The sequence below is a fragment of the Planococcus circulans genome (assembly GCF_020023385.1).
GTDB lineage: Bacteria > Bacillota > Bacilli > Bacillales_A > Planococcaceae > Planococcus.
Genome location: NZ_JAIQCL010000003.1, coordinates 301,952 through 322,207 on the forward strand (window position 1 = coordinate 301,952; position 20,256 = coordinate 322,207).

19 protein-coding genes are annotated in these 20,256 nt (G+C 44.2%); 15 read left to right on the forward strand and 4 right to left on the reverse strand.

All coding sequences use genetic code 11. From position 1 onward, the window contains the following. The first annotated feature begins 93 nt into the window (after positions 1-93). From K8U60_RS07830 to K8U60_RS07840, 3 genes are all read left to right on the forward strand, one after another. Positions 94-864: an SDR family oxidoreductase gene (locus K8U60_RS07830; RefSeq protein ID WP_223636729.1), complete on the forward strand. Its 771-nt coding sequence runs from the start codon at positions 94-96 to the stop codon at positions 862-864. A gap of 256 nt (positions 865-1,120) precedes the next feature. Further along, on the forward strand, positions 1,121-1,510 hold the full coding sequence (locus tag K8U60_RS07835) for an RDD family protein (protein ID WP_223636732.1): 390 nt from the start codon (positions 1,121-1,123) through the stop codon (positions 1,508-1,510). Between the two features lie 97 nt (positions 1,511-1,607). After that, positions 1,608-2,333: a class I SAM-dependent methyltransferase gene (locus K8U60_RS07840; protein ID WP_223636734.1), complete on the forward strand. Its 726-nt coding sequence runs from the start codon at positions 1,608-1,610 to the stop codon at positions 2,331-2,333. A gap of 181 nt (positions 2,334-2,514) precedes the next feature. Here K8U60_RS07840 and K8U60_RS07845 read toward each other — a convergent pair whose 3' ends face one another. After that, positions 2,515-3,924 (reverse strand): sigma-54 interaction domain-containing protein, encoded by a 1,410-nt coding sequence (locus tag K8U60_RS07845; RefSeq protein WP_223636736.1) that lies wholly within the window; start codon positions 3,922-3,924, stop codon positions 2,515-2,517. Positions 3,925-4,136: 212 nt separating this feature from the next. On the opposite strand from K8U60_RS07845, the gene K8U60_RS07850 reads away from it, so the two are divergent. From K8U60_RS07850 to rpoN, 3 genes are all read left to right on the forward strand, one after another. Next, entirely contained in the window at positions 4,137-5,468 is a 1,332-nt protein-coding gene (locus K8U60_RS07850) for an aminotransferase family protein (protein ID WP_223636738.1), read from the forward strand. 13 nt (positions 5,469-5,481) lie between these two features. Further along, positions 5,482-6,930 (forward strand): aldehyde dehydrogenase family protein, encoded by a 1,449-nt coding sequence (locus K8U60_RS07855; RefSeq protein WP_223636741.1) that lies wholly within the window; start codon positions 5,482-5,484, stop codon positions 6,928-6,930. 189 nt (positions 6,931-7,119) lie between these two features. Beyond that, positions 7,120-8,469 (forward strand): RNA polymerase factor sigma-54, encoded by a 1,350-nt coding sequence (gene rpoN / locus K8U60_RS07860; protein WP_223636744.1) that lies wholly within the window; start codon positions 7,120-7,122, stop codon positions 8,467-8,469. Between the two features lie 106 nt (positions 8,470-8,575). Here the strand turns inward: rpoN and K8U60_RS07865 are convergent, their stop codons facing one another. Next, complete coding sequence (locus tag K8U60_RS07865; protein WP_223636747.1) at positions 8,576-10,372, reverse strand: sigma 54-interacting transcriptional regulator; 1,797 nt, start codon at positions 10,370-10,372, stop codon at positions 8,576-8,578. A 169-nt stretch (positions 10,373-10,541) separates the two neighbouring features. Here K8U60_RS07865 and K8U60_RS07870 point away from each other — a divergent pair, with 169 nt between their 5' ends. From K8U60_RS07870 to K8U60_RS07895, 6 genes are all read left to right on the forward strand, one after another. Then, positions 10,542-10,745 (forward strand): hypothetical protein, encoded by a 204-nt coding sequence (locus tag K8U60_RS07870; RefSeq protein ID WP_223636750.1) that lies wholly within the window; start codon positions 10,542-10,544, stop codon positions 10,743-10,745. A 65-nt stretch (positions 10,746-10,810) separates the two neighbouring features. Next, positions 10,811-12,256: a purine-cytosine permease family protein gene (locus tag K8U60_RS07875; RefSeq protein WP_223636753.1), complete on the forward strand. Its 1,446-nt coding sequence runs from the start codon at positions 10,811-10,813 to the stop codon at positions 12,254-12,256. Position 12,257: 1 nt separating this feature from the next. Beyond that, complete coding sequence (locus K8U60_RS07880) at positions 12,258-13,250, forward strand: heme-dependent oxidative N-demethylase family protein (RefSeq protein ID WP_223636756.1); 993 nt, start codon at positions 12,258-12,260, stop codon at positions 13,248-13,250. A gap of 13 nt (positions 13,251-13,263) precedes the next feature. After that, positions 13,264-13,779 (forward strand): hypothetical protein, encoded by a 516-nt coding sequence (locus K8U60_RS07885; protein WP_223636758.1) that lies wholly within the window; start codon positions 13,264-13,266, stop codon positions 13,777-13,779. A 5-nt stretch (positions 13,780-13,784) separates the two neighbouring features. Continuing rightward, positions 13,785-14,750 carry a PDR/VanB family oxidoreductase gene (locus tag K8U60_RS07890; RefSeq protein ID WP_223636760.1) on the forward strand — a complete coding sequence of 322 codons (966 nt, stop codon included), beginning with the start codon at positions 13,785-13,787 and terminating at the stop codon, positions 14,748-14,750. A 28-nt stretch (positions 14,751-14,778) separates the two neighbouring features. Further along, positions 14,779-16,269 carry an aldehyde dehydrogenase family protein gene (locus K8U60_RS07895; protein WP_223636763.1) on the forward strand — a complete coding sequence of 497 codons (1,491 nt, stop codon included), beginning with the start codon at positions 14,779-14,781 and terminating at the stop codon, positions 16,267-16,269. 119 nt (positions 16,270-16,388) lie between these two features. Here the strand turns inward: K8U60_RS07895 and K8U60_RS07900 are convergent, their stop codons facing one another. Together K8U60_RS07900 and K8U60_RS07905 are read right to left on the reverse strand one after the other, a co-directional pair. After that, a complete protein-coding gene (locus tag K8U60_RS07900) occupies positions 16,389-17,060 on the reverse strand; it encodes an HAD family hydrolase (RefSeq protein ID WP_223636765.1) in 672 nt (223 codons plus the stop codon). 92 nt (positions 17,061-17,152) lie between these two features. Continuing rightward, the gene (locus K8U60_RS07905) at positions 17,153-18,091 is read right to left on the reverse strand and encodes a Gfo/Idh/MocA family protein (protein WP_223636767.1); all 939 of its coding nucleotides are present in this window, start codon (positions 18,089-18,091) and stop codon (positions 17,153-17,155) included. Between the two features lie 183 nt (positions 18,092-18,274). Here K8U60_RS07905 and K8U60_RS07910 point away from each other — a divergent pair, with 183 nt between their 5' ends. Genes K8U60_RS07910 through K8U60_RS07920 form a run of 3 tightly spaced genes read left to right on the forward strand, consistent with a single transcriptional unit; the run spans position 18,275 to position 20,241 of the window. Beyond that, positions 18,275-18,586: a PTS sugar transporter subunit IIB gene (locus K8U60_RS07910; RefSeq protein WP_223636769.1), complete on the forward strand. Its 312-nt coding sequence runs from the start codon at positions 18,275-18,277 to the stop codon at positions 18,584-18,586. A gap of 19 nt (positions 18,587-18,605) precedes the next feature. Beyond that, positions 18,606-19,892, forward strand: coding sequence for a PTS cellobiose transporter subunit IIC (gene celB, locus K8U60_RS07915; RefSeq protein ID WP_223636771.1), 1,287 nt, complete (start codon positions 18,606-18,608; stop codon positions 19,890-19,892). Between the two features lie 43 nt (positions 19,893-19,935). Beyond that, positions 19,936-20,241, forward strand: a complete 306-nt coding sequence (locus tag K8U60_RS07920) for a PTS lactose/cellobiose transporter subunit IIA (protein ID WP_223636835.1) — start codon at positions 19,936-19,938, stop codon at positions 20,239-20,241. Positions 20,242-20,256 lie beyond the last annotated feature (15 nt).

Sequence of the window (20,256 nt, forward strand, 5' to 3'; positions counted from 1 at the left end):
ACTCCGTTCTCTTCCAGACAGGGAACGGAGTTTTTTTGGAGCAAAGCGGCAAATAGAGAACAGCAAATTACTGAAATTCAGGAGGAATATAAAATGGGTAATCTATTTGATTTGACAGGAAAGACGGCAGTGGCGCTTGGAGGCAACAGTGCACTCGGTGGGGCAATTGCAAAGGGGTTGGCTGATCAGGGAGCGAAAGTGGCCATTGTCGGCCGGAACATGGAAAAAGCGGAGAAGATGACAAAAGAAATCGAAGCAAATGGCGGGACTGCCAAATCTTTTCAAGGAGACGTCAGTTCACAGGAATCGATTGAAAACCTGGCAAAGGAAATTGAAGCCTGGTCAGGCGGCTGGGATATCGTCCTCAATGCGCCCGGCAAAAACAGCTCGACTCCTTTCCTTGAATTGGAGATGGACGAGTGGGACGACATTATGGACGTCAACTTAAAAGGGTTGGTATTTACGACGCAAGTGTTTGCAAAACGGATGATCGAGCAGAAAAGAAAAGGCAGCATCATCAATATCTCGTCTGTATCATCCACTACGCCGTTATCAAAAGTCTTTACGTATTCCGCCTCCAAAGCGGGCGTCAACAGCGTCACTCAGTTTTTGGCAAGAGAATTCGCACCTCATGGCATCCGTGTAAACGCCATTATTCCTGGATTCTTTCCTGCTGAGCAAAACAAGAAGATTTTAAGTGAAGACCGGATTGCTTCCATTATGGAACATACTCCGATGAACCGGTTCGGCGACCCCGATGAATTACAGGGAGCCGCCGTATATTTGGCTTCTGACAAGGCTTCCGGATTTGTGACAGGTTCCTTGCTGCGGGTCGATGGCGGTTTCGGCAGTATGACGATTTAATATAGTAGAAACACGATGAAAAAGCATCTTTAAGAGGATGCTTTTTTTCTTGCAGTGAACTTATTTGGGATATTAAGGGATTTGGGATACAATAAAGAAGTTGACTACTCTGTAGGTTTTCCCACCAGACCCAATTTCGGGGAATCGGAGAATGGCATTCGTACCGCGAAGAAGAACGTTATTGGTATGAATGGTCAGCGTCATTAACGATTTTCTTAGCCTTTACTTTACTACTTGCGATGGAGGGATGAATTAAATGAATGAACTAACGAAAAAGCGCTTGAAAGCCGGATTGATCGATACAGCGATTTCCACTGCGGTATCGTTCGCGATTGAGCCTTTATTGAAAAGAAAAACGAAGAACAGCTTTATCTACACAGTAGTGTCACCGACCGTGATTTTCTGGGGACTGGAATACGCGCAGATGCGTTTGAAAGGCCAGACGGTCGGCCATAAGATGATGGGCATCGAGGTCCAAAACGAAGCAGGCGGCGAACCAACGCCTGAACAGATCCTTGAGCGCATCGTGCATCGCGACACAGTCGGTCCTTTCGTCTATTTGAAGGACCGCGCCCATTACGACGCCTACGAAGGCGAGAAATTCCCGCACGATCTGTACTCTTATACAGTGGTTAAAGAAGTTTAACGAAAAGCGATTCCAGATTTTAGTTCTGGAATCGCTTTTTTCTGCAGTTTCCGCTTACCCGCTATATAATAAAAGAAAAATCGGAAGGGTGAGTCGCATGAAGCTGTACAAGGAACTGGCGGAATGGTGGCCGTTATTGTCCCCGCATACGGAATACGAGGAAGAAGCCCATCTTTTCCTGAAGATCATCCAACAGTATCATCCGCAAGTCAAAGAGGCGCTGGAATTCGGTTCGGGAGGAGGCAGCAACGCTTTTTACCTGAAAAAGCATTTTTCAATGACCTTGACGGACCTGTCAGCGGACATGCTGGAAGTCAGCCGCAAGCTGAATCCGGATTGTCCGCATATGCAGGGAGATATGCGGACGATGACAGTGGACCGCCAGTTTGATTTGGTTTTCATCCACGATGCGATTACCTACTTTACAGACAAAGCCGATTTGCTGGCGATCATGAAAAATGCCAAGAAGCATCTGAAACCGAACGGCCTGCTGTTCATCATGCCGGATGAATACTCGGAAACATTCGAGCCGCGGACGAACCATGGCGGGATTGATAAGGACGGGCGGGGCATGCGGTATTTGGAGTGGACTTATGACAGCGACTCGGATGATCAGATGCTGGAAACGGAGTATGCCTATGTTATGCGGGACAGGGATGGGCAAGTCACCCATGAACACGACAGCATGAAAGGCGGCTTGTTTTCCATGCCCGAATGGGAAGAGCTGCTTGCGGAAGCGGGATTCCAGGCGCATTTCGAACGGGTGGTGTTTTCAGACGATCCGGGATCCTTTTTCGGCATTGCCGCGACGCAGGTAAGTTGAATAGGAGAAAATCGGTTCCAGTTTTATTGCCGATGGTAACCGGTGGCGTGGATATTTAGTCCAAAACAGACCATCGAACAGCTCCAGTAGGCAAAGAAAGAATGATCGTGTTTCATATGGAGATAGCAAAAGCCGATTAAAGATATACTCTTTAATCGGCTCTTTATCGTGGGATTTTGACTTATAACTTTCTGCTTATAGCATATTGTTTCAGTTTACGCACAACAGATGGTTGGCTGATTCCAAGATAGTCGGCCATTTCATAAGTTGTTTTACAGTGTTTTGAAGCTTTTTTCAGCAACTGGGTTTCAATCTTCTCAATAGAGGTCTTCCAATCATGTTCCTCAGTCTCAACATGATTAATTTCTGACGCAGCCCTGTCTTCTATATGAGGAATAGAGCTTCTGAAATTGGCTGGAAGGTGTTCAGGAAGAATGGTTTCTTCATCAACGGTTAATATAACCCGTTCTAAAATATTTTCCAATTCCCTCACATTTCCAGGCCAATTATATTGGGTGAGCACATCATAGGTACTTGTATGAAATTTTTTAGCCAACTGGTATTTTTCATTGATGTTTTGAACATAATGGTTGATTAAAATAGGTAGATCTTCTTTTCTATCTTTTAAAGGTGGAATTTGAAGTGGGATGATATTGATGCGATAAAACAAATCCAAACGGAATTCACCTTTTTCAACCATCTCTTCGATATTTTTATTAGTCGCTGTAATGAGCCGGAAATTCACTTGTCTTTCCTTCTTACCGCCTATCCGCATTACTTTCTTCTCTTGAAGTACCCGCAAAAGTTTTGATTGGACGGCTAAAGGCAATTCCCCAATTTCATCTAAGAAGAGAGTTCCTTGTTCCGCACTTTCAATTAACCCTTGTTTACCATGTTTACTTGCGCCGGTAAATGAACCGGACTCATAACCGAACATTTCTGATTCGAATAAAGTTTCTGGAATGGTACTGCAATTCACTTCTATAAACGGTTCGTTTTTTCGGTTGCTTTGGGCATGGAGCATACGGGCGAACGTGCTTTTCCCTACACCTGAAGGTCCAAGCAAAAGGACGGAGGCATCTGTTTTAGAAACGCTGTAAATAGTTTTTACAATCTGCTCGATGGAAGAACTTCGATACAGGATGCCATGATAATCTGCTTCCTTTCCCCGCAATTCCTCTACTTCGGTTTGATAACTGACCAATTTCTTTTCCAGGCCTTTGTATTGTTCCTGGAGATTGAAGATTTCCGTTTGATCTTGGCTATAGCTGATGGCCCTCATAATCTCACCATTATGGTCGAATACTGGAAATCCAGTCGCCATGACAGTCCGCCCTGTTTTGGTCTTCTGCAGGATTTGGACTGGTTTTTTGTCTTCGAGAACCATGGCATGGATTGAAGGCGATAGAACTCCTTCTTTTTGGAGCTGATAAACTGATTTTCCGATGTACTGGTCGGGTTCAATTCCGTAGATGGACCAGTGGTTGGGGTTTGAACGCAAAATGATGCCATCTTGGTCCGTCACAGTAATATTATTATTCGATGTTTCGATAATTTTATTTAGCTCAATTTGCAAGAATTCGTTCTCCATGCAATCCCTCCTTAATTTGAACCTCTAAGAATGATTCAAAAATAAATCAAATCTCCTGAATGATTCGTATCCGAATCAAATATATCATTTTAATTCGAATATGAATCAAAAAGCAGGGGGTTTTCTTTTAATTCTTCAGAAAAAGGTTGGCATGGAACTTGCTATATAAGTTATGAATCGAAAATTATTTATATCAAAGGGAGCTGTTATTGATGAATAGAGAAAAAGAAATTCAAGAATTGATGGAATTAGATAAAAAACACTTTTTACATCCCACTTCGCCAATTGGCCAACAACAGGAAAAAGGGGCTTCGTTTATTTTTACTGAAGGAAAAGGTATCTATTTAACGGATATGAGTGGCAGGACGCTAATTGATGGCATGTCCTCACTTTGGAATGTCAATATCGGACATGGCCGCGAGGAAATCGGGGAAGTAGCTGCTGCCCAAATGAAGAAACTGGCTTTCAGTTCTTGCTTTGCGACTTTCAGCAATGAACCGGCAATCCGTTTAGCTGCAAAACTTGCAGAAATTGCTCCAGGAAACTTGTCGTCGACCTTTTTCACTTCAGGCGGTTCTGAAGCGAACGATACGGCTTATAAGCTCGCACGCCATTACTGGGTTTTGAAAGGCCAGCCGAATCGCCAAAAGATTATTTCACGGACCAAGTCTTATCATGGTGTATCGATGGGAGCCACGAGTGCAACCGGGTTAAAACCGTTTCGGGATTTTACAACGTCCATCGCACCTGACTTCCATTACGCAGAAAACTTTTCAACGGAGTCTTTGCGGGCAGTGATTGAACGTGAAGGTGCGGATACGGTCGCAGCTTTTGTGGCAGAACCTGTCCAAGGGGCTGGCGGTGTCCACATCGCTCCTGAAGGATATTTTAAAGAGGTACGCAGCATCTGTGACGAGCATGGAATTTTGTTCATCACCGATGAGGTGATTACCGGATTCGGACGTACGGGAACCTACTTCGGTATTGAACATTATGATGTCGTTCCGGATATGATGTGCTTTGCCAAAGGAGTTACAAGCGGTTACGCGCAATTAGGGGGCGTCATGATTTCCGAGCCTCTCCATAAAGAATTTACTGAACTGTCAACAGGCACGCTGTTACACGGCTACACATACAGCGGCCATGCAATGGCTTGTGCAGTTGCGTTGAAGAACATTGAAATTATTGAACGTGAAAATTTAGTCGCCAACTCCAAGGAAATGGGCAAAGTGATGCTCGAAGAATTCGTCAAGCTTCAACAGCAGCATGACATTATCGGAGAAGTACGGACGCTCGGTCTGATCGGGGCAATTGAAGTGGTTAAAGATAAAAAGACAAACGAGAGATTCGAATCGCCAATCGTTCCCCAGCTTGTAGCCGAAGCAGCCAAGAGAGGCCTGATTTTCCGTTCGGTCATATTTGATGGCCAGGATACACTCGTATTCGCGCCGCCATTGACCATTACTCAAGAAGAAGTGGTTGCGATGACTAATATTATCCATGAAACTTTTACTGCTGTTGAAAATAATCTTGTAAAAATATAAGGGGGTAAGTTGCATGTCGCAGATTGAAGCAACCACAGTCAAGAAACAATTATTTATAAATGGAGAATGGGTTGAGGCAGACAAATATACGCCTCTTTATTCTCCTTACAGTAATGAAGAAATTGCCCAAGTCGCTTCTGCAACCGCAGAAGATGTGGATCGGGCGGTGGATGCGGCATATAAGGCGGCAGAGACGATGGCGGAGCTGCCTGCCCATGAACGTGCTGGAATATTAGAAAACGTAGCAAAGATTCTCGAGATACGTGCGGATGAAGCAGCGAGCATTGTTGCAAAAGAAGCAGCCAAGCCGATAAAAACAGCTCGTGCAGAAGTCGACCGAACAATTGCCACATACAAATTTGCGGCCGAAGAAGCAAAACGTATACATGGGGAGACGATTCCAATGGATGCTGCTCCGGGTGGGGAGAACCGGATTGCTTATACGGTACGTGAGCCTTTAGGTGTTATTGGTGCAATTACGCCTTTCAATTTTCCAATGAACTTGGTTGCCCATAAAGTGGGTCCAGCGATTGCTTCTGGAAACACAGTTGTATTAAAGCCAGCGGGACAAACACCCCTGTCTTCTCTATTCTTGGCAGAGGTGTTTAAAGAAGCCGGTTTGCCGGCAGGTGCATTAAATGTAGTGACCGGGAGCGGTGCCGTGATCGGCGAAGCATTGGTCAAGGATGACCGAGTGAAGAAAATTTCGTTTACCGGAAGCCCGGCTGTCGGGATAGGTATTCGCAACAAAGCCGGTTTAAAACGGGTAACGTTGGAACTGGGTTCAAATGCAGCTGTCATCATCGACAGTGGAATCGATCTCGACAAAATTATCGCCCGCTGTGTGTCTGGAGCCTTTGCATTTCAAGGTCAAGTTTGTATTTCACTGCAGCGTGCCTATGTTCACGAAGACTTGTATGAAGAGTTCGTGGAGAAAATGGTCGAAGCTACCAACCGCCTAAAGCTCGGCGATCCACAAGATCCATCAACAGATGTCTCTGCATTGATCAGCTCGAAAGATGTTGAACGTGCGCTTGCCTGGATAGAAGAAGCGAAACAAGGCGGCGCAACGGTTGCAGCGGGAGGAAAAGCAGAGGGGAATATTCTGTATCCGACTATACTGACTGGAGTGGACGCAGCGTTGAAAGTTTCCTGCCAGGAAGTATTCGCACCAATCATTGTCATCAATAAAGTGAAATCAGTAGAAGAGGCCATCAGCCAAGTAAATGATTCGCGTTACGGCTTGCAGGCGGGAATTTACACTGAAAACATCCATACAGCATTGATGGCGACGAAAAAGCTGCATGTTGGGGGCGTTATGGTAAATGACATTCCAACCTTCCGGGTCGATCATATGCCATATGGCGGCGTGAAAGAAAGCGGAGTTGGACGTGAAGGCGTTAAATATGCAATTGAGGAAATGACAGAACTTAAGTTGGTTGTCTTTAACCAAAATTACTGATTTGAGCGGAGCTTTGTAACGGTGTTGGAATACGGAAATGAATAAAAACAGACAACTCCTTTGTGGATTGTCTGTTTTTTTGGCATGTCCCGCATGAATAAATAAAACGTATAATTAATAAAATTAAGTAAAAGTCGCCGATGTATACTATTATAAAAGTAATAATATTTTTATAAGGAGTCGATGACATTGCAGCTGGAAGTCAATCTCAAACAAAATGTAGCATTAAAAATGACACAAGAAATGCAACAATCGCTGCAGGTTTTACAGATGTCTGCAGTGGAACTGCAAGCTTGTATAACAGAGAAAGTGTCAGAAAACCCCTTGTTGAATATTGAGTACCAAGATCACCAGATTGGATTTAAAAATATCGAGAAGTTGGTTCTTTTGAAGAATCAGTCCACTTCAACCAATTCAACTAAACTTAAAAATGAAGACTATACAGATGCACAGAGCCCTGCGAATCAAGGGATTATAGATATAGAAAAATATTTGATGGAACAAATTCCATTCAGTAATTATTTAAGTGAAACTGAACATAAAATGCTTCTCTATTACATCAATAACTTGAATGAATCAGGGTATATAGATATTCCTTTAGAAACTGTAGCTGAAAGATACGATGTGGCAGTGGAGTCGGCTGAAAAAGTTCTTCAGCTGCTTCAAACATTTGAGCCAGTAGGTATTGGAGCAAGAAATTTGAAGGAGTGTCTGCTGATTCAAATTGCACAGAGCTATTCAGCATGCAGTTTGCCTTATCAAATTGTTGAACAGCATTTAGACGATCTAGCAGAAGGTGCTTTGAAGAAAATAGCAGGTTTATGTGGTAAGTCCAAACTGGAAATTCAGGATGCTGTCGATTATATTAGGACACTCAAACCGAAACCGCTTCAGGAAATAATCCATGAGGCAATTGAATATGTGATTCCGGATATCATTGTAAATGAAGTCGGAAAAGAGTGGGTAGTGAGCGTGAACAGGCGCCATATTCCTACCGTATCGATCGATGAATACTACTCGCAGATGATAAAAGAATGCGATTCTAAAACAAAAGAATATTTAAAAGCGAATCTAAAAGACGCCAGTATATTAATCCAAGGATTGGAGCAACGGGATAAAACGCTTTATCGGCTAGCGAGATTGCTTGTGGAAATGCAACCCGGATTTTTCGAAAAGGGGATCGCAGCTCTTAAGCCTATGCGGTTAAAAGACGCAGCAGAGCTATTGGAGGTCCACGAATCGACAATAAGCCGAGCCATTAAAAGCAAATATATCCAAACGCCTTGTGGGATATTCGGTATACAAACGCTCTTTATCAAAGGTTTAGTGAACACGGAAGGGACAATAGATTCCACATTCCAAATCAAAGCGAAAATCAAAGAAATCATTCAATCTGAAGACAGTAAAAAACCATATTCCGATCAAAACCTTGTGGCTATATTGAACAAGGAAAATATTCAAATATCCCGAAGAACAGTAGCGAAATACAGAGAAGAATTGCTGATAAGCAATTCAACGAAAAGGATCCGCTACAGTTAAGATCGACAGATGTAGGAGCATGCAACTTAAAAAGAAGGCAACAGATTGAACGAATATCCATTCTTCAATCTGTTGCCTTTTTTATTGCGGAATTTACAGCAAGAGCTTATAAAGTGATATTCAGTTGCTTGCTGAGCCGCTGCAGTTCACTGTTTACATATTCTTCACTGTAATCGAATCCGATGATGGCCATGATCTTACCAGCTTCATTGTATAGCGGGGCAATACTGCTTTTCCATACGCCATATTCATCTTCATACAGAGGTGTAACGCCGCTCTTTCCTTTAAAGGCTTCGTAAATGACTTTCATCACTTCTGGAGGGCCGATATATTCCTCGCCCGGCTCCAGGATAAAACCGTCAGATGCAGCAACATGGATCACTTTACCATCTTCCTGCATCTGGAATACGAAGACCCATTTGATGCCACCTTCCTGCTCAAGGATTGTGGTGAACTTTTGAGAAAGTGGAGCTCGAAGGGCTACACTTTTCGTGTCTTTCATCGCGTTTCGAACTTCTTCAGCAGAAATGGCGACAGCTGTGACGATGGTGATGGAACGCAGATGTTTATTCAGCTGTTCTTCCAGAATTCTGCGCTTGCTGAGCAAGCCTCCGCCATTCTTCTGCATTTCCCTGATTTTCTTATACTTCCTGCTCATCGTGGGCTGGCTGATCCCCAGAATGTTCGAAGCCAATTTAACGGATTTATATTGTTCCATCGCCATCGTTATCAACTCTTCCTCCAATATCTCCACTGCTTCTTGGAGGGGCATCAATTGGGTGATCATGGGACTGGAAACTCGAGTCGGAAATGTTGGAGGGATGATCTGCTCGATCAATGAGCTTGTGATGATTGATGAATTGGATAGGACAATTAGACGGTCAACTGTATTTTCCAACTCCCGAATGTTGCCTGGCCAAGGCTGCAGACATAAATAATCTATTGCATCTGGAGAGAAACTGATTTGTTTTTGGTAGCGTGTGTTGAGCTTTTGGATAAAATGCTGCACAAGAGAAGGAATTTCTTCGACTCTTTCACGCAAAGAAGGGATCATGATCGGCACAACATTTAATCTGTAGTATAAATCTTCCCGAAATTCACCCTTTGCTACCGCTTCTTCGAGAGGCCTGTTCGTGGCCGCAATGACTTGGATATCTACTGGATAAGATTTGCTGCTGCCGATAGGGGTGATGACCCGTTCTTCAAGTGCTCTTAAAATTTTCACTTGCAGCGACAGCGACAACTCACCAATTTCATCCAAAAATAAAATGCCTGTATGTGCTTGGCGGAATTTCCCTTCGACTCCACCTTTTTTAGCTCCTGTGAAAGCGCCGTCTACAAATCCGAATAACTCACTTTCCAATAAGTTATCGGGGATAGCTCCACAGTTTATGGAAACAAAAGGTTTGTCAGAACGACTGCCTATTTTGTGTATTGTTTTTGCCGCCATTTCTTTTCCGACACCAGATTCCCCGAGCAAGAGAACCGTTACGCCGACTGCGGCCACTTTTTGCAATTTAGAAGCAACTTCTTCCATTGCTTGACTGTTTACAATAAAAGAGGAGGACTTAAAATCAATCGGTTCGTGACTTTCTGCTCCGGTATAGGTAGGGGCCAAATGAGTGTAGGCAAAATAAAAATGATCCTTTTCTTTAAAGACTGTTGTGAGGACATCAAGTCCCATCCAAGTAGTCTGCCTAAAAACCTGTTTTTTTCCATCTTCTTCTATTCGTGAGCTAATACCTTCCGTAAACAACTTGATCTCCAACTCTTCAATTTTTTTATGCGCAGAAAGATTCTCGGTAAAAGCTGGACCATTACCATCTATAGAGCAGATTCTGCCATCAATAGCAGTCACAATCAAGTAATCATAAAGTTGAAGTAAAACAGATTTCCATTCCATTTGCATTTCTCCTGTTCGAAATTTCAGAATTGAATATAAATTTCATACTTGAATAAAAACAGATAAATCGCTTGTAATTGCCATGAATTTAAAGCGCTTTCATAGTTGGCACGTTTATTGCTATATAAATTAATATACATTTGAAAATTCAAATAATGGGGGGACATGTATGGAAAACCGAAGCAAATACGAACAAAATCTTCAATCGGATGACCCATTTATCCGAAACATGTACGAGGATTTAGAAAAACGCATTCAAGTATACGAAAATAATGGAAACGATAAGTCGGAACACGCTCAATGGAAAGATGCTGCGGGAGTAATAATCGTAATGAGCATGATTACATTGTTTTTAGCCGCCACACTCATCTAACGCTAGAATACCATGCAGAAAGTGTTTTACCAATACTAGAAAATGCCAGCAAAGGGGGAGTTTTAATGCCAAAACAATCATCTGCTGTAACGAATGATGTTGCATTTGGGTTTTTGCCCACAGACAAAAAAGGCCGTATCTTTGGTTTCACGGATTTAATACTCGTTCAAGTCGTCGTCGGGCTATCAGCTTTTGGGCTCCTGACCGGTGCCTATACAGGAAGTATGCTGGGATCATCACAGTCCTTTGCTGCAACGCTCTTTGGAAATGCTTTTCCGATGTTTTTAATAGCTCCGATCATTCTTTTCTTTGCCAGGTATGGAATTGATACATTTGTTGGTTTTCGAAGTTCTCTTGGCTATAAAGGCGCAAACGTATTTTTCTTTGTTTTTTTAATTTTAACGCTGGGTTACATTGCGATTGCTTTGTTCATGGCTGGTGAAGCCTTGGTCGAACTTGCGGTATGGCTGAATATGCCGTCTTTCTTTGCCAGCCCAGGGACGGGGACTCCATTTTTTTCAATTTCCCTGTTTGCTGTTACGTTTTTGATTACCGTACGCGGACCTGCAGCCATCCGGAAGTTTAATCTTTTTGCAGTTCCGGCTTTCATTCTTTTCCTGGTCGGGCTCATAGCAATCATAGTATTTGGCCAGCATATTCCGGCTCTGAACTCTTTGCTTCCTGTCGAACCTTTTGAGACGAATTCACGTTCACTTGCGATCGCCCTGGAAATCAATATTGGATTAGGATTTTCGTGGCTTCCTTATTTAGGTCAATACAGCAGACTTGCCAAAAATGAAAAGCATGCGTTCAAGGCCGGTTTTTACAGCTATGGCGTCATTGTTTCCTTGGCTGCGATTGTTGCTGCTCTTTCAACGCTGATCGCCGGTTCATTGTCTCCAGCAAGCTGGATGATGCCAATTGCAGGTCCATACGCGGGATTGATCGGTTTGTTATTGCTTACGGTGGCTAATGTAGGCGCAGCGATTTTTCTCATGTATTCACAGGCGGTCAGCTTTAAAACCTTATATCCGAAAAAAACATGGTTATTTTCGATGGGAACAACGATCCCAACTGTGTTTCTGTTATTGAGCGCTACTTTCTATAACGCCTTTGGTTCATTTATAGCTGTCATTTCTTTTATCATGGCAAGCCTTGGCGGAATTATCATTTCTGATTACTTTTTCGTTAAAAAGCAAAAGATTTCGTTAAGGCACCTCTACGATACTGAAGGGAATTATACGTACTGGAAAGGGATAAACCCATCTGCACTTGTCGCAATTGCAGTCAGTATCCTGGTTTATTGGGGATTGTATAATCCGCTTACCTTTAACTCGAGCAGTTTGTTTTTATACATGTCAGCGGGAATCCCGACTTACTTTGCAGCATTAATTTCATATTACGTATCCGCAAAATATATTTTCAAATATGAAGTTGATCAAGTCAGCAATACGGTTGATGCACCCGCTCAAGAAACAGCAACTACTTTAATCTCGAAAGGGGAAATTTAATATGTTCACACAAAGCATGGATTTCAAAACAACCGATCTAACGACGTTTCCGTTTCCTTTTACTTCAGGGAATTACCGCTATTCCAATGACTTGAAAAAACTGCAAAATATAAACTGCGTGGAAATAACGCCAGAGTATGAGTTGATGATTCGAGCCAAAAGACGTTTATTGGATGAACAGCACGATGTCCGTTTCCAATCATTTCCACACACACATGAAATGCAGTGGGAAGTGCTTGAAATGTTGGTGGATATGGCAGTCAGCCGTTATCCAGAGCATTTTGAAGTGAAGAAAGATGGCCAAAACTGGACGTTTAAAAACAATATCTTAGCAGAAGAAGAGTCGTTCGTATTCGGTGACTCCAGTACATTGGAACTTGAACCTCTGGATTATATCGGACGCCATTTCCATAATGATTTTGTCATGATGGTACAGCGTGATGACAATTATTATTTGGAAGTTGGCCAGGTTTCCTATGCAGCCTTGTTTTCAGCTCACTGGAATAAAGGTATGTCTTTCAATGAGATTCATGGCCCTGTTCCTTTCGTATCACGAAAAGGAGACCAGTTGGCCGATCGGGTTCGGCAATTTTTGCACTCGATTGAAGCTGGAGAACCTTGGACACGCATCAATTGGAATTTGATGGCGAACCGTTGGGACGTCAACTACGAAACGATGGATGTTTGGGAACCGGAGAGAAGTTTGATCACCGCTGAAAATGCCGGTGAACTTGTCCGCCTTCGTGTAGAAGAGCAGAAGTTTTACCGTATGCCAAGAAGCAATGCCATTTTATTTGTTTTGAATACACAATTCCTTCCGATGGAGGATTTGAAATTACGCCAGGAATGGTTTGATTTAACATACAGCGTTTTGCAGGATATTCCGGAACCGATGGCAGAGTACAAAGGGATTGCGCCTTATTTGCCGCAAACAGTTGAATATTTGCGAAGAGAAGATGAAAAAATAAAAGCAAGTAAAGAAAGCGAAGCGTAAAGGAGAGGATTCTATGTACAGCCGTCCGGTATTATTCGATCAATCCCCTACATTAGCCGATAATTTTTCCCTTCTGCAAGGGCGAACAAAGATTGCTGTATTGTTCGACGAAACTGGCAGAGAGCAGGCGGAAGGCATATTAGAGACAGCGAATACCATTCCGGCAGAGTCGCTGCTGGTTTCAGAGGACACTCCCGATCAGAAGGTCAGTGAATATATAGCTTCTCAAAAAATGGGTACTCAATTATGTATCGTCGCTCAATGGGATACGGCTTACCGTCTATTTTCGCTTACTGTTGAAGAAGGTGCATCAGAAGAGGAAATTCAAACATTTATAATAGGCCCAAAAAAGCGGTTTGTTTATTGCATGAAATGCTTCAGTACTTCTGAAATTGCAGGCGATGCATCAGCGGTGCAATGCCAGTGCAGTGCTCACTTGGAAGTAGGGCCATTCTTTTCGAAAGTAAGAAAAGGCTACATTGGCTATCCATTTATACCTGTCGAACAACGACAAACAGTGGGGAGTTGAGAAAGATGAGAGTCGCAGGAAATATTCAAGTGGAAGTTGTTCAAATCATACAAGAAACAGAGTTCGTGAAACGATTCCGGTTCGCTCCTACTGATAATTTATTATTGCCGGCATTTGCGGGAGGAGCTCATATAAAAACATTTTTACAAAAAGAAGAAGGAGTTTTAGAGCGGGCCTATTCTCTTGTGAGTCCACCGCAGGAGCGGAACTTTTATGAAATAGCAATCAGGAAAGATGATTATTCCACCGGTGGCTCTCTTTTTTGGCATGAAGAAGTTGAAGTCGGTACGGCGCTCGAAATCAGCTTTCCAAGAAATCATTTTGCTTTAAGTTATCAAGCGAAGCACCACGTTTTTTATGCGGCAGGCATAGGGATCACCCCATTTTTGACAATGGCGCAAGACTTGGAGGAGTGGCAGACTTTCGAACTTCATTATACTGCCCGTACAGCGGAGCAATGTGCATTCTATGAACAACTAAAAGAAGAATATGGGGACCGTTGCCATTTCCACTTTTCCCGAAGCGATAAACCGCAAAAGATGTCACCGGCTTCCATGCTGGATCACCGCATCGGCACCCATGTCTATTTCTGCGGACCGGTAAGCATGGTAAAAGAGTACCGGGATGCAGCTGCGTCTTACGGATATCCGGCAAAAGCCATTCATTTTGAGCTATTCTCAAGCGGCCAAGATAATGGACCCCAAAATCCATTCATTGTTGATCTGATCGATAGTGAGATAACGCTGCATGTAGGTGAGAATGAAACATTATTGGATGCGTTGTTAAAGGCAGGAATTGAAGCGCCGTATGCATGCAAGATAGGTGGCTGCGGCAGCTGTGAATTGGAAGTCTCAGAAGGCGAAGTTCTTCACCGCGATATCTTTTTGACGGAAGACGACCGCCAAAGCCGAAATTCTATTTTGGCCTGCTGTTCACGCGCCAAAAATGAACGAATTGCTATCAAAATTTAATCGTAAAGAAAATAAGGGGGAAAACAAAATGACAGTATTGACAAGCGTATTGGAACTGAAAAACTATATTAATGGTGAATGGCGATTAGCGGGATCTGGAGAAACTTGTGCGATTATCAATCCTGCAAATCAGGAAGTGATTGCACATGCGCCGCGCTCGAGTAAGGAAGAAACAGAAGAGGCGATTCAGGCTGCGCGTGACTCATTTGAAAGTGGAATTTGGGCAGGCAAAACAACCCATGAGCGAGCGGCTATATTGAACGCGATTGCTGACAAGATCGATGAGCGTGCAGAAGAGTTAACGGTGTTGGAAACAATGGATAACGGCAAACGCAAAGAAGAAGCCGGGTTTGACATCGCTGATGCCGCGACATGCTTCCGTTATTACGCGGGTATGATTATGCATCCTGAAGGGGAAACTTATCAAGTGCCTGATAATGTGCAGGCAATGGTGGTTAAAGAGCCAGTAGGGGTGGCAGGCTTGATCGTTCCGTGGAACTTCCCTCTTTTAATGAGTGTTTGGAAAATTGCACCTGCACTGGCAGCCGGCAACTCCATTGTCTATAAACCGGCAGAAGTGACGCCTGTCACAGCAATGAAGCTGTTTGAAATTATGGAAGAAGTCGGAGTTCCTAAAGGGGTTGCCAATATGGTCTTGGGCCGCGGTTCCATCATCGGTCAGACAATTGCAGAAAGTATGGATGTGGATGTGGTTTCATTCACTGGAAGTACAGAAGTTGGCCGTGAAATTATGCGTGCGTCTGCAGGGAACCTCAAGAAGATTTCGCTCGAATTGGGCGGTAAATCTCCGAACATCGTCTTTGCAGATGCTGACTTTGAAACAGCTGTGGATTACGGGCTTTTTGGAATCTTCTTCGGGGCAGGACAAGTATGTTCATCCGGCAGCCGGATTTTAGTGGAAGAAAGCATTTACGATGAGTACGTTAAACGCTATGTGGAACGGGCCAATAAAATCATAGTCGGTCCCGGATTGGAAGAGGGCATTGATGTAGGTGCGATTGTAAGTGAAGCGCAAATGAACAGCATTTTAAACTACATCGAAATAGGGAAAGCGGAAGGCGCGACATTGGCGGCTGGCGGCTATCGTTTAACCGAAAATGGTTTGGATAAAGGGTTTTTCATCAAACCCACGGTATTTACAGATGTTACAAACGACATGCGCATAGTTCGTGAAGAAATCTTTGGACCTGTGGTCACGATCCAGAAATTCCGGACAGAAGAAGAAGCGATTCAATTGGCCAATGATACGGATTATGGTCTTGCAGGTGGCGTATTTTCCAATGACGGAGCAAAAGCTCTACGGGTTATTAAGAAAATCCGAGCGGGCATCACTTGGATCAACGATTACCACCCAACTTATGTAGAAGCTCCTTGGGGTGGATATAAACAAAGTGGTATCGGAAGAAGTTTAGGGAAATACGGAATGGAAGATTTCCAAGAGACCAAACAAATCAACACCAGATTAAATGTAGAGCCGATTGGCTGGTTTCCGAGCTGAACAGTAACATCAATTTGTTCGGCACAAAAATCCTACGGAAACTTAGAAAGTATTCATAGGAGATGATTATAAGCAAAAAGATGGCTGCTGGTATTCAACCAGCAGCCATCTTTTTTGTTTTAACGCTCTACTTTCAATGCAGTTACATAGTCAATAAGCTCAGTCAAAGGCATATCCGCCATCGAATCCAACCGGTGCTCGACTTGGCAGAACTCCATCGTACTGGTGATTGTGTTCGGTACGATGACACAACCCATGCCAGCGCTTTTCGCTGCGGTTGCACCATGTGCGGAATCCTCAAAAACCAGGCAGTTTTCCGGATGCAGATCGAGGCACTCGGCCGCCTGAATATACAAAGCAGGATCTGGTTTCACTTTTTCCACATGATCCGAAGTGCGGATGCACTGAAAATAATCGAACAGCTCGAGATTCTTCAGATGGCCGGAGACCCAACGATAGCTGGAGCTGGATGCCAAACCGATTTTCAGGTCCAACTCCTGCGCCATCTTGAGGTAATCCTCTACTCCGTCCCGGGCTTTCTCCTGGGCCAGAGTTGAGAGGAACTTTTCTTCATACTGTCGCTCAAGGAGCGCATGTTCCACTTGTTTGCCGATCTGCTGCTCCATGTAATGGAACGGCGAGAAGCCGCTGTCTGTGCCGACTTCATTTTGCCACAGCGCAAGCGGAAGTTCACTTCCGTATTCGCTGAACATTTCCTGAAGAATGCGATACTGATGCGTTTCCGTATCAAAAATCAAGCCGTCAAAATCGAATATGATTCCTTTGATCATAAGGCACTTCCTTTGCTGATGAATTGGATAAGTTGAACTATAGAGTTTAATCTTACACACTGTTTCGGATATATTTTCTTAAATCAATCGCTTCACACCAGCAGTTTCGTCACTTCGCGTGAAATTGAATGCGTATTGATGGCTGATTCCAGCTGTCCATTTTTCACGCATTCGATGAACTCCGCCAACTCGTAATACATCGTATCGAATTCATGCGCTACAGATAGATCTTCAGTTTCACCATCTCTGTATTTAACGGTGATGCGTTTTGGATCGCTGATCCGGTCGATTTCGATGAGGCCGTTCTCGCCTTGAATTTCACTCGGCATAAAGGAATCCGAAATCTTCGAATACATGATGACCGCTTCCATGCCTTCGTAAATCAGGATCATGCTGCCTTGTCCGTCAGCGCCTGTCGATAGCAGATAGTCGTTCTTAAGGGATGACTTGGGTGCACCTGCCAAATGGATGACGGGTGCAACGCCGTATACACCCAGGTCCATTTTGGCGCCATTGCCGAGTTCCGGCTTAAATGCATTTTCGATGATGCCACTCTTGTAATTGTCGTAGCGTGAAGAATATTGGTTGTAATGGAAGACGAAACGGCGGATCGGCCCGATCTTGTCCAAATTCTCCTTCAAATTCAGGAAGGAAGGTGTCACCGTGGATTTCATCGCTTCCATAAAAGTGGTCCTGTGCGTATGTGAAGCTGCGATGATGCTGTCCATTTCCTCGACGGATGTCACGGCGGGCTTTTCACAGAGGACGTGGATGCCGTGCTCCATAGCCAGTATGCTTTGCTCGGCATGGAAGGCATTGGGGGATGCGATATATACCGCATCGATTTCCCCGCTGCTGAACATGGCTTTCATATCCGTATAAACATTTTCGGCTTCGTGCTTTTCTGCAAATGCATGGCCGGTTTCCATCTTACGGGAATAGATGGCTCCGATGATGAACTCAGGATGTTGCTTTGCTGCTTTAATAAACCGGTCAGTGATCCAATTTGTTCCGATGATGCCAAATCTCATTGCGATTCCTCCTAGTGTAGCTGATGTGCTTATCTTCTATTCTAACGCAGATTTACAAAAAAGGAGGGGTTACTCTTTTCCTCTATGAAGCGGAAAATTAATAGGTAGAGTTGTAAGCGTTTTCAAATTAAACTGAGGGTGTAGTCGAATATTTCAGAAAACTAGATCGGGAGGGGTAAAAAGATGAAGAACATATTATTAGCCTGTTCAGCGGGGATGTCCACCAGCCTATTGGTCACCAAAATGGAAGAAGCGGCGAAGAGCAGAGGGGTTGATGTAACCATCTGGGCGGTCTCACAGGACAAGGCACCTAAAGACATGGAAAAGGCGGATGTCCTGCTGATTGGTCCACAAATGAGGTTTATGAAGAAGAAATTCGCGAAAGTGGCGGAAGAAGTCGGCATTCCGCTGGAAGTCATCGATTCGATGGCTTATGGCAGGCTCGACGGCGAAGCGGTATTGAACAGAGCGATGGAATTGATCGAAACCCATTAACAGGAGCGGAGGAAAGAAAATGGAGAACAATAAGTTTATGTCGTTTTTGGAAAGTTTTTTACTGCCGCTTGCGGATGCACTGAATAACAATCGGTACTTGACTGCCTTGCGGGACGGCTTCATGGTCGCCTTGCCACTGATTATTTTCGGTTCCATCTTCGTGGTCATCGCCAATTTCCCATTCCTTGACCGGGTCATCAGTCCGGAAGCTTTTGCGGCTTATCAAAACGCGTTAGGGCCAGCGTCGGCTGCGACGCTCAGTATCATGGGGCTGTTTGTCATCATCGGCATCGGCTATAAGCTGACTGCCCATTATGGACAGGACGCCATTTATGGCGGAGTTGTCGCTTTGGCGGCTTTCCTGATTTTGACGCCGCAGGTTTTGGAAGATGTACCAGGCGTGATTCCAACTTCAGCTCTTGGGGCACAAGGGATGTTCCTTGGAATTTTCACTGCATTTCTTTCTGCGGAACTTAATCGCTTTTTCATCGAGCGTGGCTGGACCATCAAGATGCCGGCGGGTGTGCCGGCAGCCGTATCGAAATCGTTCAGTGCGTTGATCCCGATCACTTTAACACTGTCCGTCTTTTTGCTCATCCGCGTGTTGTTCAGCTTTACGACATTTGAAACCATGCAAAACTTCATTTTCACGATTATCCAACAGCCGTTGACGATTCTCGGAAGCGGTTTGCCGGCAACGATCATCATCGTCCTGCTGACGCAGGTCTTCTGGTTCTTCGGCTTGCATGGGCAAATCATCATCAACTCAGTATTCGATCCGATCTGGTTTACTCTTAATGACCAGAACCTGGTGGCTTTCCAAGCTGGAGAAGCCCTTCCGAACATTGTGACCAAGCAATTCATCGATTCATTCCTTGTTGGAATGGGGGGGACGGGAATGACGCTTGCGGTCATTGTGTTGATTTTTGCCATCGGTAAAAGCAGACAGCTCAAGGAATTAGGAAAGCTGGGGGCTCCGGCTGGCGTTTTCAATGTCAACGAACCGATCATCTTCGGTTTGCCGATCATCATGAATCCGTTGATCATCATCCCGTGGATGCTGGCACCGGTTGCAGTAACAGTCATCACGTATTACTCGATGGCCGCAGGGTTAGTGCCAAGACCGGCAGGAATTATCGTGCCATGGACGACACCTCCTATCCTCAATGGCTTCCTGGCAACAGGAAATGCGTGGCAGGGCGGTGTGCTTCAGGCAGTTAACATGCTGGTCGTCATGGTGATCTGGTGGCCGTTCCTGCGGATTCTGGACAAAAATTATTATGATACTGAACGGGAAGAAGCTTGATCATTTTCCTGAAAACTACTAGTAGAGGTGACCGCAAATGCAGATGGACACAATCACAGAAATTGCTTTTCAAATAATCCTGAATGCTGGCAATGGAAAATCCAGTGCCATGGAAGCGATACAAGCTGCAAAAGCCAATGATTTCGAGGAAGCGGATAGGCTTTTGACCGTGGCGGGGGAGGAAATGGGGAAAGCCCATGCTTACCAGACGCAATTATTGCAGAAAGAAGCCAGCGGAGAAGAAAATACCATTACGGTAATGCTGATCCATTCACAAGATCATTTGATGACTTCAATGACAGTCAGAGACTTGGCTGTCGAAATCGTTGAGATCTATCGCAATAAATAGAACCAAATGGAGGTT

Bases quoted from the DNA above. Each gene is read 5' to 3' on its own strand.
- K8U60_RS07830 (WP_223636729.1), top strand. From the start codon at position 94: ATGGGTAATCTATTTGATTTGACAGGAAAGACGGCAGTGGCGCTTGGA.
- K8U60_RS07835 (WP_223636732.1), top strand. From the start codon at position 1,121: ATGAATGAACTAACGAAAAAGCGCTTGAAAGCCGGATTGATCGATACA.
- K8U60_RS07840 (WP_223636734.1), top strand. From the start codon at position 1,608: ATGAAGCTGTACAAGGAACTGGCGGAATGGTGGCCGTTATTGTCCCCG.
- K8U60_RS07845 (WP_223636736.1), bottom strand. From the start codon at position 3,924: ATGGAGAACGAATTCTTGCAAATTGAGCTAAATAAAATTATCGAAACA.
- K8U60_RS07850 (WP_223636738.1), top strand. From the start codon at position 4,137: ATGAATAGAGAAAAAGAAATTCAAGAATTGATGGAATTAGATAAAAAA.
- K8U60_RS07855 (WP_223636741.1), top strand. From the start codon at position 5,482: ATGTCGCAGATTGAAGCAACCACAGTCAAGAAACAATTATTTATAAAT.
- K8U60_RS07865 (WP_223636747.1), bottom strand. From the start codon at position 10,372: ATGGAATGGAAATCTGTTTTACTTCAACTTTATGATTACTTGATTGTG.
- K8U60_RS07870 (WP_223636750.1), top strand. From the start codon at position 10,542: ATGGAAAACCGAAGCAAATACGAACAAAATCTTCAATCGGATGACCCA.
- K8U60_RS07875 (WP_223636753.1), top strand. From the start codon at position 10,811: ATGCCAAAACAATCATCTGCTGTAACGAATGATGTTGCATTTGGGTTT.
- K8U60_RS07880 (WP_223636756.1), top strand. From the start codon at position 12,258: ATGTTCACACAAAGCATGGATTTCAAAACAACCGATCTAACGACGTTT.
- K8U60_RS07885 (WP_223636758.1), top strand. From the start codon at position 13,264: ATGTACAGCCGTCCGGTATTATTCGATCAATCCCCTACATTAGCCGAT.
- K8U60_RS07890 (WP_223636760.1), top strand. From the start codon at position 13,785: ATGAGAGTCGCAGGAAATATTCAAGTGGAAGTTGTTCAAATCATACAA.
- K8U60_RS07895 (WP_223636763.1), top strand. From the start codon at position 14,779: ATGACAGTATTGACAAGCGTATTGGAACTGAAAAACTATATTAATGGT.
- K8U60_RS07900 (WP_223636765.1), bottom strand. From the start codon at position 17,060: ATGATCAAAGGAATCATATTCGATTTTGACGGCTTGATTTTTGATACG.
- K8U60_RS07905 (WP_223636767.1), bottom strand. From the start codon at position 18,091: ATGAGATTTGGCATCATCGGAACAAATTGGATCACTGACCGGTTTATT.
- K8U60_RS07910 (WP_223636769.1), top strand. From the start codon at position 18,275: ATGAAGAACATATTATTAGCCTGTTCAGCGGGGATGTCCACCAGCCTA.
- celB (WP_223636771.1), top strand. From the start codon at position 18,606: ATGGAGAACAATAAGTTTATGTCGTTTTTGGAAAGTTTTTTACTGCCG.
- K8U60_RS07920 (WP_223636835.1), top strand. From the start codon at position 19,936: ATGGACACAATCACAGAAATTGCTTTTCAAATAATCCTGAATGCTGGC.